The following is an 18,867-nucleotide window of genomic DNA, read 5'->3' on the forward strand; positions in this document are numbered from 1 at the left end:
TGACAGCTAATAGGTATAATGCAGATCATGTTTAAGCTCTCTTGCTGTTCTGTAAATGCGATCGCTCTTAGTTTATTATGGGGGGCGAGTGGTGCTGTGTGGGCAGAAACGGATTTAGACTTAGATCCGAAAATTCGGCAAGAAAGCCCGGTTTTAGAGCGTTGGTTAGAAAAAATACCCGATATCGCCGAAGATATTCGCCGCGATCCTAGTTTTCGCACTCGTATCCGTTTAGGGTATGCAGAGTTTCCTTCTACCGATAATTCCAGTGGCGTGATTTTGGGGGTAGAAGATGTGTTTTTCGGTCAAACCAGTTTAACCCTAAGCGGCGATTATCAGACGGCTTTTAACGGCAAAAGGACGGCAATAGGAGGAAATTTACAATACTATCTCCTCCCTTTGGGTGATTATGTCAATCTAGCTCCCATGGTGGGCTATCGTTACATTCAGACAGGAAATTACAGCACCGATGGGCTTAACTTAGGATTAAAGCTCAAATTAGCCCTTTCTCGCACGGGGGCGGCAGATATCACCGTCAGTCAGAGTTTTATCTCCCCCGGTGGTGATAACGAGGTGGGATTGACTACTCTTTCGGTTGGTTATGCGATTACCTCTAATTTACGTTTAGCCGCCGATATTCAAGCCCAAAATTCCCGCGCTCGTAAAGATAGCTCCGTGGGAATTTTACTGGAATGGCTGCCCTAATTAGGTTCGTGGGGGCAGCTTGTGGGGTGTAGGGTTTTACCGATTTTTGGGACGTTTGGCAAAGCTCGGTAAAAAAAGGAATTGGGAGAAAAAATTTTAATTCTGCGTCAAGGATTTTGCAAGGTGACTGGGCAACATTTTGGCATTCTGCTCAAATGCCCCTATCATGAAGTTGACTTTACTACCGATCGAGTTTAAAACTTATATAATCGTGGGTCTGAGGAGTGAAAACAGTGAAAAAAGTTAATTTTAACGGCCAACCTTTCCATTTTATCGGTATTGGCGGTATTGGGATGTCAGCCCTCGCCTATATCTTAGCCAAGCGCAATTTACCCGTGTCTGGCTCCGATTTACGTCCTACTCATATCACCCAACGGCTACAGGGAGCGGGAGCGCACATTTTCCACCGTCAAGAGGCCAATAATTTAGCTGTATTTCATTCTCCGGTCCCTCAAAACAGTAGCCAAACAGTTCCGCAAGTAATCTGCTCCACGGCGATTAATGACCATAATAAGGAATATCAAGCGGCCAGAGACTTAGGATACCCAATTTTTCACCGTAGCGACGTTTTAGCGGCTTTAATCGCTGATTACGACAGTATCGCCGTCGCTGGCACCCACGGCAAAACCACCACTAGCAGCCTAATCGGTTACGTTTTGTTAGAAGCGGGATTAGACCCCACGATCATTGTCGGTGGTGAGGTGGACGCTTGGGAAGGTAACGCTCGTCTCGGTCAAGGGCGTTTTTTGGTGGCAGAGGCCGATGAGTCCGATGGTTCCCTAACCAAGCACGCCCCGAAAATCGGCGTAATCACTAATATTGAGCTAGATCACCCAGATCATTACCAGAATTTAAGCGAAGTTATCGATACTTTCCATGAATTCGCCAATCAGTGCCAGATTTTAGTCGCTTGTTTAGATTGTGACACGATCGCCGAGCATTTCCGTCCGACAATCAGTTATAGTCTCGATCCCGAAAAAGGTGCCGATTACACCGTCAGCGAGATTATCTATGAACAGGGAATGATGAAAGCTTCCGTCTGGGAAAAAGGCAGTTATCTGGGACAAATGGAAGTGAAAATCCCGGGGCAACATAATATTAGTAATGCTTTGGCAGTGGTGGCTATCGGACGTTATCTCGGTTTAGAATTTGCCGTTATTGCCGATGCGATCGCTACTTTTGCCGGGGCAAAACGCCGTTTTGAACACAAGGGAGAGGCAAACGGCATTACTTTTATCGATGATTATGCCCACCATCCTAGCGAATTGTTGGCTACTTTAGCGGCGGCAAAATTGAAGGTAGAAGGCAAACAGTACCAACGTTCGATCGCTATTTTCCAACCCCATCGCTACAGTCGCACCACTGCCTTTTTAGAGGAATTCGGCTCCGCTTTCAGTTCCGCCGATGTGGTAGTCTTAACGGATATTTATAGTGCCGGGGAAGTGAATATCGATCACATCACCGGGCAGCAAGTAGTCGAACAGGTGAGAAAACACCATAAAAACGCCTACTATCACCCTGAATTGAGTTCTTTAGGTCAATTCCTGCTAGAAATTCTCCAACCAGGGGATCTAGCCATGTTCCTCGGCGCCGGCAATCTCAATCAAGTTATCCCCGAAATGCTCTCTCTTTACCGCGAACAATTAGCAGTTAGAGTATAGGAGTCGGGAGTCAGGAGTCAGGAGACAGGATTCAGGAGATTATTTTTATTTATTCTCCCCGCTCCCCGCTCCCTTCTCCCCTCTCCCTACTTCATAATTCATAATTTATAATTCATAATTTATAATTTCCAACCCCTAAAACCCTATGATTAAAACCTCTGTTTCTCTAGCTGATTTCACTTCCTACCGGGTGGGGGGAAGAGCGCAATGGTATGCCGAACCAGTTAATCTAGAGGAATTAAGAGAAGTGTTCGCTTGGTGGCGAGCGCAAGATTTACCCTTGACTGTTTTGGGGGCTGGTTCAAATTTACTAATCAGCGATCGAGGTTTACCCGGACTTGTCCTCAATACTCGCCATCTGCGATCGAGTTGTTTTGATGCCGAAACTGCTACGATTACAGCAGCGGCGGGGGAACCCCTGCCAAAAATAGCTTGGAGAGCGGCAAAAAGGGGCTGGAGGGGCCTAGAATGGGCGGTGGGTATCCCCGGTACGGTGGGGGGTGCTGTGGTGATGAATGCGGGGGCGCATACCTCCTGTGTGGCGGATCGATTAGTGCGGGCGCTGGTATTAAATCCCGATGGTCAGTTAGAAACTTTAAGCAAAGAAGATTTAAATTATAGTTATCGCAGTTCTTCTCTGCAAGGGGATCAACGTTTAGTTGTCGAAGCCACATTTCAGTTAGAAGCTACCGATAATTGTGAGGAAATAATGGCAATTACTACCCATAATTTACGCCATCGCAAAAGTACCCAACCCTATGATCGTCCCAGTTGTGGTAGTGTTTTCCGCAATCCTAAACCGCAATTTGCCGGGGCTTTAATTGAGGGAATGGGATTAAAAGGTTATCAAATTGGTGGGGCGCAAGTATCAGAATTACACGCTAATTTTATCCTGAATATTGGTTCAGCAAAAGCCTCGGATATTCTGCGTTTAATTCGTCATGTGCAGGAACAAGTGTTCGATCGCTGGTCCCTCTGGTTAGAACCAGAAGTGAAAGTTTTAGGGGAATTTGACGGGATTTAATTATTTTTCTCGATAACTTGACTAGGAATGGATAAAGGCAAATAATCAATTAATCGATCGAGATCAAGACTCAATGTCTGATAACTTGTTATTGGTGGGGTAGGGAATCACCTAAGTCACCCTGTTGAATTATTGATTGTCATTAAAAATGTTTAAGCGATCGCTTTTCTTGCCCCTGTTAATTTTATCCCTTAGTTGTACGCTGCTTTTTAGTGCTTGTCGTCAACAAACAGCTAATAATCCTCCGGCAACGACCAATAATAATTCAGAAACTTTAAAACTTTTATATTGGCAAGCACCGACGATTTTAAATCCCCATCTCTCCACGGGATTTAAAGACTCAGAAGCGAGTCGCATTACCTTAGAACCTTTGGCTAGTTTCGATGAAAAAGGGGAATTAGTTCCTTTTTTAGCGGCAGAAATTCCTACTGTTGAAAATGGGGGAGTTGCCCAGGATGGTAAAGCGGTGACATGGAAGCTAAAAAAAGATATTAAATGGTCGGATGGTACTCCTTTTACTGCCAAAGATGTCATCGCTACCTATAATTTTATTACCAATCCGAAAACTGGTTCTACTAGCGCTGGCAATTATGAAATAGTTAAAAGTGTGGAAGCGATCGATCCCCATACAGTTAAAATAACTTTTAAGCAAGTTAATCCCGCTTGGTCATTAGTTTTTGTGGGAACAGAAGGGATGATTTTACCCGCTCATCTCTATGAAAAGTATAGCAATGAAACGGCACGCCAAGCCCCTGCCAATTTATTACCGGTGGGAACTGGACCCTATAAAGTGGTAGAATTTAAACCGGGAGATACGGCGGTTTATGAACAAAATTCTTTTTTTCGAGAAGCGGATAAGTTAGGTTTTCAAAGAATAGAATTAAAAGGAGGAGGTGATGCAACTTCGGCGGCACGAGCGGTTTTACAGACACAGGAGGCGGATTATGCCTATAATTTGCAAGTAGAGGCCAAGGTTTTAAGTGATTTAGAAAAAGCGGGTCGGGGTCAGTTAATATCTAGTTTCGGTTCTTTGATTGAACGAGTTTTATTTAATCTGAGTGATCCTAATCAAGCTACTCCCGAAGGTGAGAGGTCTAGTATTAAGTTTCCCCATCCTTTTTTAAGTGATGTGAAAGTAAGAGAAGCTTTATCTTTAGCCGTTGATAGAGATACTATTGCCACGCAACTTTATGGTATTACTGGGAAAACAACTCCTAATTTTATTGTGATGCCATCGGAATATAATTCGCCCAATACTAGCTATGAATTTAATCTAGAAAAGGCTAATAAATTACTAGATGATGCGGGATGGAAAGATAGTAATGGTGATGGTACTAGGGATAAAAATGGGGTAGAAATGAAATTAGTTTTTCAAACTACCGTCAATCCTCTTCGTCAGAAAACCCAAGAAATTATCAAACAAAGTTTACAAGCGATCGGGGTAGGAGTAGAATTAAAAACTGTTGATGCCAGTATTTTCTTTTCTAGCGATCCTGCTAACGATGACACGGTAGAAAAGTTTTATGCTGACCTACAAATGTACACTACTGGTAATAATAGTCCCGATCCGAAAGCCTATTTTAAAACCTTTACCTGTAGTGAAATTCCCCAAAAAGCTGATGGTTGGGCCGGGGATAATTATGCTCGTTATTGTAATCCTGAATACGATAAATTATGGCAAGCTTTTAGTCAAGAATTAAACCCAGAAAAACGGCAAGAAATAGCGATTAAAATGAATGATATGTTAATTAATGATTTTGTGATTATTCCCCTAGTTCATCGTGCCGATGTGGTGGCAATTAGCAATAGTTTGTCGGGGTTTGAATTAACTCCCTGGGATAGAAATACTTGGAACATCAAAGACTGGAAGCGTAGTAAATAAATGCTCAAATATTTTCTGAAAAGATTATTATTTTCGATTCCCACTCTTTTAGCTATTAGTATGGTGGTTTTTGGCATTTTGGCCCTAGCGCCGGGGGATCCGATGGGGGAATTTGCCGCTAATCCTGCTATTACAGAAGCGGTGCGAGAAAATATTCGCAAAAGTCTCGGATTAGATCAACCCCTTCCCGTGCGTTATGTCAAGTGGTTGTTAGCATTTCTTCAAGGAGATATGGGCTATTCTTTCACCAGTCGCAGCCCAGTTTTTACCCTCATTTGGCAGCGTTTACCCACAACTCTCTGGATTGTCGGTATTGCCTATATTTTTGGGGTTTTAATTGCTTTTCCTTTGGGCGTAATTTCAGCAGTCAAGCGCTATTCTTGGTTAGACAAAATCATCTCTACTTTTTCGATGCTTGGCTTTTCTTTACCCACCTTTGTGACGGGATTATTATTAATAATTATCTTTAGTGTGCAGTTAAACTGGCTACCATCTTTTTATAACAGTACCCTAGAAATCAGTGATTTTAATAGTTTGGTCGAGCAGGTTAAACAGTCAATTATGCCCGTAACTGTATTAAGCTTATATCAGGGGGCGATGTTGATGCGTTTCGTGCGTTCTTCCGTAACCGAAGAAATTCACCAAGAGTACGTTAAAACTGCCTTAGCGAAGGGACTAACTAATTTTTCTGTCCTCACTAAGCATATAGTTCGCAATGCTTTAATCCCCGTTGTCACCCTAATTGCTCTCGATATTCCCTCAATTTTTACCGGTGCTTTAGTTACAGAACAAGTGTTTCGTGTGCCGGGAATCGGTGCTTTATTAATCGATTCTATTTCCCGCAGTGATACCCCCGTAGTGATGGCGATTACCTTTATCTATGCGATTTTAATTGTTATCTTTAACTTAATTGCCGATTTAACCTATAGTTGGCTCGATCCGCGAGTCAGATATTAACTATGAACATCACAAAATCCTTACACACGGGGATTTTAGTCACCGATCTAGAAAAAGCTGTTAACTTTTACGAAAATGTTCTAGGATTGACTAGAATCGATCGCCCTTTTCAATACGATGGGGTTTGGTATCAAGTGGGAGATTATCAAATTCATTTAATTGTCGATACCAATTACCAAAACTACCGTCCCAATCCCGAAAAATGGGGACGCAATCCTCATATTGCCTTCGCTATTGATGACGTGACAGCCATGGGTAACTATCTAGAAAGTCAAGGTTATACAATTCAAATGAGTGCCTCGGGTAGAAAGGCATTATTTGTCGGTGATCCCGATGGTAATATCCTAGAAATGAGCCAAATTTAGCCTGAAAAATTCCCCAATATGTTAGACCAATTACAGACTCAACTCTATCACCTTGAACAATACACCGATCGCTTAGTGACTTCCCAACTAACTCACCTTAGTTTTGTCAGTATTGCCGTGATTTTTCTAGCCGGTTTACTCACCAGTCTTACCCCCTGTATGCTGTCGATGTTGCCGATTACCGTCGCTTATATCGGGGGTTACGAAAATCAAGGCCGTTTAGCGGCCTTTTGGCAGTCCACATGGTTTTCCCTGGGATTAGCCACCACCTTAGCGGGATTGGGACTAATTGCCGCTACTTTAGGAAAAGTCTATGGACAGGTGGGGATCGGTTTACCAATTATCGTCAGTGCGATCGCTATTTTGATGGGGTTAAACCTCTTGGAATTATTACCCCTGCGCTTCCCCTCCCTTGGTGCTACCGATTGGATTACCAGCGATTTTCCCCCGATTTTGCGGTCCTATCTTCTCGGTTTAACATTTGGTTTAATCGCTTCTCCTTGCAGTACGCCTGTTCTGGCAACTTTATTGGCATGGGTGGCAAATACGGGAGATTTAAGCTTAGGAGGGGGATTATTGTTATCCTACACTGCCGGCTATGTTTTACCCCTAATTATCGTCGGTTCTTTTACTGCCTCGCTGAAAAGCTTTCTTTCTCTGCGTCAATGGTCCGGGTGGATTAATCCTGTCAGTGGGGTTTTATTAATCGGTTTTGGAGTTTTTTCTTTATTATCCCGTCTGCTGTGATGGTGGAGAGTTACAATGGATAATTGGCTAGAATTGCAAAACTTTTAACTATGACTATATCGGAAACTTCCTCAAATTTAAAGAATAGACCGGTCCAATGGGGACGTAAATTTATCCAGACTATTGCCGATCTGCGATTGGCAATTATCCTCTTACTTTTAATCGCTATTTTTAGCATTTCTGGGACGGTAATAGAACAGGGACAATCTCTATCTTTTTACCAAGCTAATTATCCTGAGAAACCCGCTTTATTTGGCTTTCTGACTTGGAAATTTTTATTACTATTGGGATTAAATCATGTTTATAGCACTTGGTGGTATCTATCATTATTAATTCTCTTTGGTTCCAGTTTAACCGCTTGCACCTTCCGACGACAATTCCCCGCTTTAAAGGCGGCCAGAAACTGGCAATTTTATCAACAATCTCGCCAATTTCAAAAACTAGCTTTAAGTGCTGAATTAGAAACCGGTTCCCTAGAATCCCTCACCCCTCTATTAGAAAAAAAAGGCTACAAAGTTTTTCTAGAAAATAACAGTCTTTATGCTCGTAAAGGTCTGATCGGTAAAATCGGTCCGATTATCGTTCATGCAGCCATGTTAATTATTTTAGCGGGAGCGATCTGGGGAGCGTTAACGGGGTTTTTCGCTCAAGAAATGGTAGCTAGTGGCGATAGTTTTCAGGTTAAAAATATTATTGAAGCTGGACCCTTATCTAAAAATTCTCTCCCTAAGGATTGGGGGATTAAAGTTAATCGTTTTTGGATTGATTATAGTCCTAAAGGTGACGTAGAACAATTTTATTCTGATTTGTCGGTGATCGATAATCAAGGACAGGAGATCGATCGCAAAACTATTCAAGTTAATCAACCTTTGCACCATAAAGGGGTGACTTTTTATCAAACCAGTTGGGGAATTGCTGGGGTAAAAGTACAGGTGAATAATAGTCCGATCCTACAGCTACCGATGGCTAGTTTAGACACCAAAGGTAATGGACAAATCTGGGGAACTTGGATTCCGACTAAAACCGATCTTAGTGAGGGAGTTTCTCTTTTAACCAGAGATCTACAAGGTACGGTAATTGTCTATGATGCTAAGGGAGATTTAACCTCTGCTGTACGAGAAGGAATGACGATTCCTATCAATGGAGTTAATCTAAAAATAGTCGAATTAGTCGGCAGTACAGGTTTACAAATTAAGGCAGATCCGGGAGTGCCTATCGTCTATTTAGGTTTTGCTTTATTGATGATGGGAGTGGTAATGAGTTACTTTTCCCATTCGCAAATTTGGGCTTTACAATCGGGCGATCGCTTTTATATTGGTGGTAAAACTAATCGCGCTCAAGTCGGTTTTGAACGGGAAATAATTGATACCATTGAAATGTTAAAGTTAAATTAGAATTGACGTTAATCTGGTGTCGTTTCCCGATGAAAAGTTCTGTTTATCTATCTTTTGCCTTTTGCCTACCCTAACCAAGAACTTAATTTTGTTCAATCACTTATATGCCAGAATTGCCAGAAGTAGAAACGGTGCGTCGCGGGTTAAATCAAGTTACCCAGGGCAAAAAAATTATCGGTGGGGAAGTATTATTACAGCGTACCCTAGCCTATCCTAATTGCGAGGCAACTTTTCTGCAAGGAATTGCTCAGACCACGATTACCAATTGGCAGCGCCGAGGCAAATATCTCCTCGCCAATTTAGATAATGGTAGCAGTATCGGGGTTCATCTGCGTATGACCGGACAATTGCTCTGGGTAAAAGATACCACTCCCCTGCCGATTCATACGCGCTTACGCTTCTTTTTTGCCAATCAGCAAGAATTGCGCTTTGTCGATACCCGCACTTTCGGGAAAATTTGGTGGATTGCCGCCGATAAAACCCCAGAAAGCGTGATTACCAGTCTGAAAAAACTGGGATTGGAACCCTTTGATCGCAATTTTACCGCCGATTACCTCTATAGTCACTCTCAAAAAAGTCGTCGTCCGATTAAAACTTTTCTCCTCGATCAAAATGTGGTGGCAGGAATTGGCAATATCTACGCAGATGAAGTTCTTTTTAAAAGTGGTATCCATCCCCAAACTGCCGCTAATCTCTTGAAAATTGAGCAAATAGACTTATTGACAAAAAACATTATTTCTGTATTGGAAACTGCAATCGCTGAAGGCGGCACCAGTTTTAGCGATTTTCTCCACGTTACGGGAGTTAATGGCAATTATGGGGCGATGGCCTGGGTTTATGGACGTACTGGCGAAAATTGTCGTCTTTGCGGTGCAACTATTGCCAGAATTAAATTAAGTGGACGCTCGGCTCATTTTTGTCCCCAATGTCAAGTCTCAAGGGAATTATGAATTATGAATTATGAATTATGAATTATGAATTGGGGAGAAGGGAGAAGGGATGCCTTTTGCCTATTGCCTTTTGCCTATTGCCTTTTGCCTCCTGCCTCCTGTCTCGGAGTCTCCTCGATTCTGCTGTAAGCTAATGGCTAGATGGTCAGGTCACGGAAATCGATGCAAAGTTCACTGAAAAGGATTATCATCGGGGCGAGTTTTTTTCTCGCTACGGTAGTCGGGGCAACTATCGGTTATATGGCCTACGGTTGGAGTTTTCTTGATGCCGTTTATATGGTGATAATTACCATATTTGGGGTGGGTTTCGGGGAAGTTAAACCGATTAACACTCCCAGTCTGAGAGCTTTTACCATGTTAGTTATCGTCTGTGGGACCACCTCGGCCGTTTATGTGGTGGGAGGGTTTTTTCAGATGCTCACCGAGGGAGAAATTAACAAAGCTTTTAGCGATCGCCGGATGAATAAAGAGATGGAATGCTTAGAAAATCACGTCATAATCTGCGGTTTTGGGCGCATAGGACGCATCCTAACGACTAAATTGGCAAAAACAGCCCAATCCTTTATTATCGTCGATAATAACCCCGAGCGCATCCGATTAGCTCAGGAAAAAGGTTACATAACTCTTAATGGTAACGCCACCGATGAAAGTATTCTCCAGAAAGCCGGTATCGACAAAGCGCGAGTTTTAGCGACGGTGTTGCCTGATGATGCCTTAAATGTCTTCATCACTTTAACCGCAAGAGAACTCAGTCCGCAACTATACATTATCGCCAGGGGAGAATATCCCAGCACCGAGAAAAAATTAAAACTAGCCGGGGCCGATCAAGTGGTCTTACCTGCTACCATTGGAGCAGAGAGAATGGCCCATTTAATCACCCATCCGGCCGCAATCGATTTTTTACAGGAAGATGAAGGTAGGCGCAATCTTAACGAATTATTAGCCGATATCGACCTGCAATTTGAAGAATACTCGATTTTAAGCGATTCGCCCTTTTTGGGACAACCCATCAGTCAGATGGAAGTGCGGGGACAGGGTGCTTTTATTATCGTTGCTGTGCGTCAATTTGATGGTCGTGTCATCGCCCATCCCGACAATTCCACCATTCTACAGCAAGGCGATACGGTGATTTTATTAGGTCATCGGGGCGATGTTCCCAATTTTGCCCGTCGTTATGCTCTGCGTCGAGAAATGCGCTATCGCGGGTCTTCTTGGTAGGATATTTACCTACAAAAAAGTTGAGCTTTTCTGGAATTAATTTCGCTGTCTCTGGAGATATTACTAACTCACTAATTATCTCCAGAGACAGCTATGAAATTAACCTATCGCGGCATTGTTTACGAGAAAAATCCCACTGCCCCCGTTGCTTCCAGTCCGATGATTTTAGGTTATCGTGGTGTTCCCTATTTAAAAAACCGTGGTGTTGCTCAAACTATTCAGAAACAGGTAGCCGTTACCTATCGCGGTCAAGCCTATCATATCATGCAATCTCTAGCTTCTTTGCCCACGGAAAAACCCTCTTTAAGTTTTTAACTTCTAGTTCATTTTTCAATCAATCTCCTTTAAATATTGTCAATTAATGATCACAGCAATTACCTTAAACGGTTTTTATCTTCCCTCTTACTCCCTTGCTCAAAGGGAGATTTTTTTACTTGTTTTTGCCAGCAAGGAATAACTACCTAAGCAAAATTAATTACACATATCTAACTACCTCTTGCATGAGTACATGAGTGCCTATCCTAACCAAGAAATTAATTTTGCAAAACTAATTTACGTTCATAATTAACAAAATTAATTACAGATATTTTTACCTTCCGCAGTTCCGCAGTTCCAGTGTTCCCCTTTTCCAGATTCTGAATTTAATTTTGTCGAACTGCTGATAGTTATCAGTTTTTTGTAGAATAGGGAGATTGAGAAAACGAATACCTGCCCCTATGACAAGATTCCCTTTGACTGGTCGCTATTCTGGTTTATGCGTCTTGCTCACTTTATTCTGGTTAAGCGGTCAATCTTTGCCAGTGCGAGCGGAAAAAATCTATAGTCCCGTCCCCCTAATCCTCAATAAAGAAATTAACGATACTCTCACCGACAAAGATATTCCCACGGGTGAGGGGGGGTTTGCCAGAGATTATACCGTAGATTTGGACAAGGATGATCAGGTGGCCATCGATCTGAAATCAGAAAATTTTGATGGAGTTTTAATTCTCCTGGCCGACGATGGTTCCACTGTAGCGGAAAATGATGATGGTCCCGATGGTGGCACTAATGCCCTCCTCTTTGCCCGCATTACCGAGTCGGGTAAATATATTATTCGGGTGAGAGCTTTCGGAGAAACCGGTGGGGGAAAATTTACCCTGAAATTAACCCGTTTACGGGCCGTGGAGGGCAAAAATTAGCTAATTATTGTTAAAAAAACCAAGAATAGAGCCTCTGTCCACTCCACCACCGCACCGTAGGTATCGCCGGTGTGACCCCGAAGACGACGATATAACCAGTAACCAGTAAGCAGAGCGAGGGCGATTCCGGCACTAATGGCGATTATTCCCCAGCTTAGACCGCCAAATAGGGCGATTAACCCCCAAATTACTCCCCCACAGTCCCAAGGCAGACAAAAAGCCACTTTATGAAAGGCTCCCTTACCGGTGGGTTTGAGGTAGGGATAAATAGCAATCGCCATTACTTGCCCCCAACGTCCCCAAATTGGCGCTAAAATTAGAGCTAAGGCTCGATTATCGCTTAAATCCGTCAAAGCGGCGATTTTGAGCAGCAAAACCATGGTCACGGCCATGACTCCAAAGGCCCCAGTAACACTATCGGCCATGACCGCTAAACGACGCGGGGGGTCGGTGACAGCTAAACCATCGCCCGTGTCACTAACTCCATCAAGGTGTAGTCCTCCCGTTAGATAAACCCAAACCCCCACAAGGACAACTGCACGAGTTAGGGGTGGCATTCCCAGACCAGCTAGAGTTATATCGAGCAAAACCAGAATTAAACCCAAAAATAAGCCCACTAAGGGAATCCATCGGGCAATTCTACCAAAATCCGGCCAGGCAATCGGAACCGGAATAATCGTGTAAAAAGCGATCGCACCTAAAAATGAGCGAATTTCTTGACAAATGAAGTTAAATATGGTAGTCAATCCCCCCAAAATTAGATTCCGGTATGGCAGCCTTTCTCATAAAGATGAAGTATAACTTAATTTTGTATCGGCCACCCTGTGGGATTTTCAAAACATCTGAGAACGCCTATAATAATTCGGCATAACACGCTTATTGTAATGTTATAGGAAGAGTTCTTGCGATCGCTATACAGGAGAGTAATATACGGAAAGATTCCTGAAAAAATGCGTATTTGGCGTGATATGTGGAAAGTTTCCGTATAGCATCTAGTCCGACGTACACTTCTAAGCTACGAGTTCCCCCTGTGACTTAGTACAGTTACTAATACATAAAAAGCAAATTAAATGAAAACTCAGTTACTTGAAAGCCTACTTTACGAAGAAGAAAGTCCAACGCTTGATTTCAAAAAAGAACAATATCCATTCTCCAAGGCAAGTGAGGAAGAGAAGTCTGAACTTGTCAAGGATATTTTAGGATTCGCAAACGCATGGCGAAGATCCGATGCCTATATCTTGATTGGAGTAGAGGAAGTACGGGGCGGAAAAAGTGAAGTAATAGGAATACAAAATCATCTTGATGATCACACACTTCAACAATTTATTAACAGTCTCACTAATCAGCCAGTTCGCTTTCATTACGAGGCCGCAACTATTGAGGGCAAGCAAGTAGGTGTTATCCGAATTGAACAGCAAACAAGACCAATATATCTTAAGAAGAAATATGGAAAGCTGGATAAAGATAAGGTTTATGTGAGGAGAGGAAGTTCAACCGATCCACAAAAACCGGCTACTTTAGATGAAATTGCACAAATGAGGGTGGAACCTGAAGATATTGACGCTAATCTTGCGGTTGTATTTTCCAACCCAGATACTAAGGAACTGATTGGCTCACACTTATCAATTGAAGCTGAATTATGCAACTTGCCCCCATCTTTGCCTGATTTGCCCAGAAATTCCTATATACTTGATTCAATATCAGCGTATAGAACAAATCATCAATATTACCGTGAGTTAGCTCACTATATCTATGTATGTAAGTTATTTCGCCCAGTTCGACTATCTATCTCAAATGTTGGGCGTGTCGCTGCGCGCAATGTCAGAGTCGAGTTCTCAGTTAACTCTTTAATGCAGATAGAAATGCTCCAAAAGGAAAATCTTCCTCAAATGCCCAAAAAGCAATCTCTCGGACCAGAACTAAATCTAAATAGAATGAGATTTACTAAGACACCAGGCAATGTGTGCATCAATCAAACTACTGACCAACTAACTATTGAGATTGATTGTGGAGATCTACAGCCAGGCAGGAGAATATTCTCTGATGTCTTCTATATCGGCAAGAAAACTGAAAATTGCGATAATATTGTCGGAGCAGTTTATGCCGACAATCTTCCTTGCCCCTCTGAGTTGAATCTTACAATATCTGCTTCACTAAGCAAGTCTTCTCTGACAGTAGAAGATTTGATGTCTTGGGGGTAGTGCGATCGCCGCTGATCTTGTAGGGTGTGTTCCCTAATGTGGCTCTTACTGCTCCAGCGATCGATTTTTGGGTAACGCACCATGGACATTAATTGCAGCTGTGGGTTAAAGTGCCATGGCGAAGGCACTACGTGGCAGTACGCTGATCCTGTCGGTTGGGTTGGCGGCTGTTACCCAACACCCTCAAAACCAAGATTAAATAAGGTAGGATAGAGAGCGAAAAGATATTCTAGGTTGCCGTGAATGGAAGCGTCTATATTGAAACAAGTATTTTTGGGCATTTAACCGCCAGACCCACTGACAATCTGATCGTTGCTGCTAATATCAAGATCACCCAGGATTGGTGGAACGAACATAGTAGCTCATTTACGCTTTACGCATCAGAGATCGTTGAAGATGAGGCAGCTAAGGGAGATCCGATAATCGCCGCTCAACGGTTAAACTTGTTACAATCCCTAATGCTTCTCGAACTTACGGAAGATGCGTTTGAACTTTCGCAAGCGTTTCTGACTCAAAGCAATCTGCCCCTAAAGGCATCTAACGACGCTTTACATATGGCATTAGCAACCGTCTATAACTTAGATTATTTGCTAACATGGAACTGCAAGCACATGGCAAATGCCCAAATTCAGCGTAAGCTGGCTCAGATTAGTTCTGATCTCGGATATATATTGCCAGTTATTTGCACTCCTTATGAGCTTATTGGATATAACCTAGAGGTTTAGTCATGTATAAAAATGAAATTCTCGATGAAATTCACAAGTATAGAGAAGAATACGCTCAATCGTTTCAATATGACTTAAGAGCTATTTTTAATGACTTAAAGCAGAAGCAACTGGCTCATAAAGATAGATTAGTTAGGTTGCCAATTAAGCGAGCGTCTAACAAATCACTGCACCCGACCGCCGGCTAAAGCATTCAATGGAACCGCTAAATCTATAGTGCGATGCCGAAGGCACTGCGTAGCAGTACGCTATCTCCCTAGGGTGCGTTCCCTAATGTGGTTCCTACTGCTCCAGCGATCGATTTTGGGGAACGCACCATGCCCATTGATTGCAGCTGTGGGTTTAAGTGCGATGCCGCTCTTGTGGGACCAGTTGAGGAATGTTAGCGAAGATTCCCAATGTTTGGGTTAAAATGGGGGGGCAAAAGTTGCAACCGGGTCAAACCAATGATAGTACGACCACCCCTCTACAGCCAAGAAGAATTTGCCCGACGTGGTAAAGAGATTTATGAATCTCAGGTGCGCTCTCAAGTCGAGGAGGGCAATTAAGGCAAAATACCAGTATATCCTTTTTCCTTTTTCCCTTGAAACTTACTCTCGAATTATATGAGCTAACGGCTAAGGGCGATAATTTTCTGAAAATCCCTTTGAATAATAGCAAAATTTTTATCAGTTAAAAGCGGCACATGAACAAATAAGGCTCTCGGATGATATTTTAAGACTTGAAAATATAACTCTTCGCAGACAAACTGACCGGCATTATCGCTGATATAACTATAGTCAAGGTTTTTAATTAAATCTGGCAACGGAATTGATGTCAATAACTTTTTTGTGCTACTCCTAGCTTGAGATTCTAAACTTAAACGATAACGACTTTCCGCCATGCCACAACAAATAACTAAATCGGTTTTTTTGTCTTGAATAGCTTTGATAACTCGTTCACTGGCTCGATGGGTATTAACGGGAAGTTGACGCAAAAATAAAAGATTTTTTGGATAATTATCTTGAATAGATACTAACAAATCATCGGAGGAATTACTCCAGTGATGGCATAACCAAGGCGCAAAAGAAGTTAAGAGAATTGTCAAGTTATCTCCTGATGGTTAATTAGGATGATCAACAAAAAAGCGATCGAAGGGACAAAAATTGCTACAATAACTGACGTGACCTCAATTAAAGACGAGATTGATAGCCTATGCAACGCCGTAAATTTTTGCTTATTAGTGGCAGTTTAGGCGGTTTTAGCTTGGCAGCTTGCGCTCATCAAATTTTACAGCCTGTTACTTCCAAAAATCCCCCTGAGTCGGCTGTTAAACAAGCACAAAAAGCGAAAAAAGTCAAGATAATTGTGATTAGTGACCTTAATAGTCAATACGGTTCCACTACTTACGATCCCGAAATCGATCGAGCCATCCCCTTAATTATCAATCATAAACCCGATCTGGTCCTCTGTGGTGGGGACATGGTGGCAGGACAAAAAACCAGCCTGACAGAGGCAAAAATTAACGCCATGTGGTCAGCCTTTGATCGTCATATCGCCGCGCCCCTGCGAGCTGCTAAAATACCTTTTGGTTTTACCATCGGTAATCATGACGCTTCTGGAGCTTTATCCGCAGGAAAATTTATCTATGCTAAGGAGAGAAAATTAGCCCAAGATTATTGGCAAAACCCCCAACATCATACAAGTTTAAATTTTATCGATAAAACTGGCTTTCCTTTTTATTATACTTTCACTCAAAATGGTATATTCTATCTAGTTTGGGATGCCTCCACTCATTTAATCTCTCGGGAACAACTAAATTGGGCAGCAAAAAACTTGAGTAGTACCGACGCTAAAAATGCTAAAATGCGGCTAGTAATCGGTCATTTACCGCTCTACGGTATTGCCGTGGGCAGAAATCGACCGGGGGATTATTTAGCCGATGCCGAGCAATTAAGAGCGTTTTTAGAAAGCTATCAGGTGCATACTTATATTAGTGGCCACGCTCACGCTTACTATCCGGGTAAACGGGGGCAATTACAATTATTACACGCGGGAGCTTTAGGCAGTGGACCGCGACGGTTATTGAACAGTGAACAAGCACCCAGAAAAACCCTAACAATTGTCGATATTAATCCCCATCAACAGGAAACAGTTTACACCACCTACGACATGAAAACCCAAGAGGCGATCAATATTACCAGTTTACCTCCTCTGATTATGGCTCCCAACGGGCAAGTTTTACGTCGAGATATTCCATCGGTTAACTAGAAAGGAATTCCCATAATGGCCACTGTCATCAGCACCGTTAATATGAAAGGAGGAGTAGGAAAAACTACTCTTACCGTCAATCTTGCCACCTGTTTAGCTAAATTTCAGCAAAAACGAGTCCTTGTCCTCGATTTAGACGCTCAAATCAGTGCGACTCTTAGTTTAATGTCCCCTCACGAATTCGCTCAACTGCGTCGCAAAAAACGCACTTTAAGCTATTTATTAGAAGCAATTATCAAACCCAATCCCTACAATAAATTAACTATTGATGATATTATCGTCCCTTCAGTCTGTGAAATTCAAGGCTTAGATTTACTGCCAGGAGATATCGAACTTTATGATGAATATGTCGTCTCAGAAACCCTGCACCATCAAGCAATTTTACAGGAAGATTTAGGCTTTGATCATGCTTGGAATAACCTGGAAAGAATCCTAATTCAAAAAATCATTGACCCCATTAAAGACCGTTACGATTATATTATCATGGATTGCGCTCCAGGCTATAATCTTTTAACTCGTAGTGGTCTATGTAGCAGTCATTTTTATTTACTACCTGCCCGTCCCGAACCTTTATCAATTGTCGGCATTCAGCTATTAGAAAGAAGAATAGTTAAACTCAAAGCTAGTCATCAAGAAACCGAACCGATTAACCCCGGTTTACTCGGTATAGTTTTTATTCTTTCCGGTGGTGGTTTACTCAGTCGCTACTATAATCAAGTCATGCGCCGGGTACAACAGGATTTTCAAGCCCATCAAATTTTTGCTAATGCGATTCCTATGGATGTTAATGTAGCTAAAGCTGTTGATATGTTCGTGCCTGTGGTAGCAGCCATGCCCTCTTCTAGTGGTTCCAAAGCTTTTATGAAACTCACAGAAGAATTCTTGATGAAAACCAAAAAATAGGAGATAATTACTATGGTCATTGAGTGGTTAGAATTTCAAGTTAAACCCGAAGCTAGGGAAAAATTTATCCAAAAAGATCAAGAAATTTGGACAAAGTTTTTAGCAAAACAACCAGGTTTTTTAGGTAAGGAGCTTTGGATTAATCCCACCATTGAGGAAGAATTAATTATCGTTGTCCATTGGCAAACGAAAGAACAGTGGAAAGCTGTCCCACAAAATTTGCTTGATGACACCGAAGCCAAATTTTCCCTCGCCATGGGAAAAGACAATTATCAATTAATCAAAGTCAAGGAATTTCAAGTCAGAAAATTTCGAGAAAATTGTCAGAACAATTTAGAATCTATGCAGCCCAGATAAAAAATCAATTCATCTTTTTGTCCCCTCTCAACCTAGCCAAACTTGTCCTGAGGGGCTAAAGTGTGCTATAAGCAGTCAGACCCTGCCATCGTCTTTATTCTTTCCGATTAGGTAAATTACTGATGACTGAAGCTAAACGCGCCCTAATTACCGGCATCACCGGTCAAGATGGTTCCTATCTGAGCGAATTATTATTAGAAAAAGGCTATGAAGTCCACGGTATCATCCGTCGTACTTCAACTTTTAACACCGATCGCATCGATCATATCTACATTGACCCCCACCAGCCGGATGCTAAATTATTTCTTCATTATGGCGACCTCACCGACGGGACGACCCTGCGGCGTATC

At 42.3% G+C, this 18,867-nt stretch carries 21 protein-coding genes; 19 read left to right on the forward strand and 2 right to left on the reverse strand.

Annotated features, from left to right (window positions below; genetic code table 11):
• Positions 1-18: 18 nt before the first annotated feature.
• The 12 genes from IM473_RS06645 to IM473_RS06700 all read left to right on the forward strand — a co-directional run bounded on the left by IM473_RS06645 (position 19) and on the right by IM473_RS06700 (position 12,081).
• Positions 19-705 (forward strand): hypothetical protein, encoded by a 687-nt coding sequence (locus tag IM473_RS06645; RefSeq protein ID WP_287659753.1) that lies wholly within the window; start codon positions 19-21, stop codon positions 703-705.
• A gap of 233 nt (positions 706-938) precedes the next feature.
• Positions 939-2,366 (forward strand): UDP-N-acetylmuramate--L-alanine ligase, encoded by a 1,428-nt coding sequence (murC, locus tag IM473_RS06650; protein WP_287659754.1) that lies wholly within the window; start codon positions 939-941, stop codon positions 2,364-2,366.
• A gap of 145 nt (positions 2,367-2,511) precedes the next feature.
• On the forward strand, positions 2,512-3,390 hold the full coding sequence (gene murB, locus IM473_RS06655; RefSeq protein ID WP_287659755.1) for a UDP-N-acetylmuramate dehydrogenase: 879 nt from the start codon (positions 2,512-2,514) through the stop codon (positions 3,388-3,390).
• 148 nt (positions 3,391-3,538) lie between these two features.
• Positions 3,539-5,272, forward strand: coding sequence for a peptide ABC transporter substrate-binding protein (locus IM473_RS06660; RefSeq protein WP_287659756.1), 1,734 nt, complete (start codon positions 3,539-3,541; stop codon positions 5,270-5,272).
• Positions 5,273-6,229 (forward strand): ABC transporter permease, encoded by a 957-nt coding sequence (locus tag IM473_RS06665; protein ID WP_287659757.1) that lies wholly within the window; start codon positions 5,273-5,275, stop codon positions 6,227-6,229.
• Positions 6,230-6,231: 2 nt separating this feature from the next.
• Complete coding sequence (locus IM473_RS06670) at positions 6,232-6,594, forward strand: VOC family protein (protein WP_287659758.1); 363 nt, start codon at positions 6,232-6,234, stop codon at positions 6,592-6,594.
• 18 nt (positions 6,595-6,612) lie between these two features.
• Entirely contained in the window at positions 6,613-7,341 is a 729-nt protein-coding gene (locus IM473_RS06675; RefSeq protein WP_287659759.1) for a cytochrome c biogenesis protein CcdA, read from the forward strand.
• 50 nt (positions 7,342-7,391) lie between these two features.
• Positions 7,392-8,735: a cytochrome c biogenesis protein gene (locus IM473_RS06680; RefSeq protein WP_287659760.1), complete on the forward strand. Its 1,344-nt coding sequence runs from the start codon at positions 7,392-7,394 to the stop codon at positions 8,733-8,735.
• A gap of 104 nt (positions 8,736-8,839) precedes the next feature.
• Entirely contained in the window at positions 8,840-9,685 is an 846-nt protein-coding gene (locus IM473_RS06685) for a DNA-formamidopyrimidine glycosylase (RefSeq protein ID WP_287659761.1), read from the forward strand.
• Positions 9,686-9,847: 162 nt separating this feature from the next.
• Positions 9,848-10,903: a potassium channel family protein gene (locus IM473_RS06690; protein WP_287659763.1), complete on the forward strand. Its 1,056-nt coding sequence runs from the start codon at positions 9,848-9,850 to the stop codon at positions 10,901-10,903.
• A gap of 93 nt (positions 10,904-10,996) precedes the next feature.
• Positions 10,997-11,218, forward strand: a complete 222-nt coding sequence (locus tag IM473_RS06695; protein WP_287659764.1) for a DUF4278 domain-containing protein — start codon at positions 10,997-10,999, stop codon at positions 11,216-11,218.
• Between the two features lie 401 nt (positions 11,219-11,619).
• Positions 11,620-12,081, forward strand: coding sequence for a PPC domain-containing protein (locus tag IM473_RS06700; RefSeq protein WP_287659765.1), 462 nt, complete (start codon positions 11,620-11,622; stop codon positions 12,079-12,081).
• Here the strand turns inward: IM473_RS06700 and cobS are convergent.
• On the reverse strand, positions 12,078-12,836 hold the full coding sequence (gene cobS / locus IM473_RS06705; protein ID WP_287659766.1) for an adenosylcobinamide-GDP ribazoletransferase: 759 nt from the start codon (positions 12,834-12,836) through the stop codon (positions 12,078-12,080). The two genes, IM473_RS06700 and cobS, sit on opposite strands and share 4 nt — an antisense overlap.
• 315 nt (positions 12,837-13,151) lie before the next feature.
• Between cobS and IM473_RS06710 the strand changes: the two genes are divergently transcribed.
• From IM473_RS06710 to IM473_RS06720, 3 genes are all read left to right on the forward strand, one after another.
• Positions 13,152-14,282 (forward strand): AlbA family DNA-binding domain-containing protein, encoded by a 1,131-nt coding sequence (locus tag IM473_RS06710; RefSeq protein ID WP_002757944.1) that lies wholly within the window; start codon positions 13,152-13,154, stop codon positions 14,280-14,282.
• 239 nt (positions 14,283-14,521) lie between these two features.
• On the forward strand, positions 14,522-15,007 hold the full coding sequence (locus tag IM473_RS06715; protein WP_002797897.1) for a type II toxin-antitoxin system VapC family toxin: 486 nt from the start codon (positions 14,522-14,524) through the stop codon (positions 15,005-15,007).
• Between the two features lie 2 nt (positions 15,008-15,009).
• The gene (locus tag IM473_RS06720; RefSeq protein ID WP_002757942.1) at positions 15,010-15,195 is read left to right on the forward strand and encodes a hypothetical protein; all 186 of its coding nucleotides are present in this window, start codon (positions 15,010-15,012) and stop codon (positions 15,193-15,195) included.
• A gap of 422 nt (positions 15,196-15,617) precedes the next feature.
• On the opposite strand, the gene IM473_RS06725 is transcribed toward IM473_RS06720, so the two are convergent.
• Positions 15,618-16,094 (reverse strand): pyroglutamyl-peptidase I family protein, encoded by a 477-nt coding sequence (locus tag IM473_RS06725; protein WP_287659767.1) that lies wholly within the window; start codon positions 16,092-16,094, stop codon positions 15,618-15,620.
• Between the two features lie 107 nt (positions 16,095-16,201).
• On the opposite strand from IM473_RS06725, the gene IM473_RS06730 reads away from it, so the two are divergent.
• The 4 genes from IM473_RS06730 to IM473_RS06745 form a co-directional block, all read left to right on the forward strand.
• Positions 16,202-17,257 carry a metallophosphoesterase family protein gene (locus IM473_RS06730; RefSeq protein WP_287659768.1) on the forward strand — a complete coding sequence of 352 codons (1,056 nt, stop codon included), beginning with the start codon at positions 16,202-16,204 and terminating at the stop codon, positions 17,255-17,257.
• 15 nt (positions 17,258-17,272) lie between these two features.
• Positions 17,273-18,160, forward strand: coding sequence for a ParA family protein (locus IM473_RS06735; protein ID WP_287659769.1), 888 nt, complete (start codon positions 17,273-17,275; stop codon positions 18,158-18,160).
• Positions 18,161-18,172: 12 nt separating this feature from the next.
• Positions 18,173-18,517: a TIGR03792 family protein gene (locus tag IM473_RS06740; RefSeq protein WP_287659770.1), complete on the forward strand. Its 345-nt coding sequence runs from the start codon at positions 18,173-18,175 to the stop codon at positions 18,515-18,517.
• Positions 18,518-18,639: 122 nt separating this feature from the next.
• The coding region (locus tag IM473_RS06745) for a GDP-mannose 4,6-dehydratase (RefSeq protein WP_287659771.1) at positions 18,640-18,867 on the forward strand (228 nt) is incomplete at its 3' end.

Origin of the sequence: Microcystis sp. M015S2 (genome assembly GCF_020245945.1) — a bacterium.
Taxonomy (GTDB): Bacteria; Cyanobacteriota; Cyanobacteriia; order Cyanobacteriales; family Microcystaceae; genus Microcystis.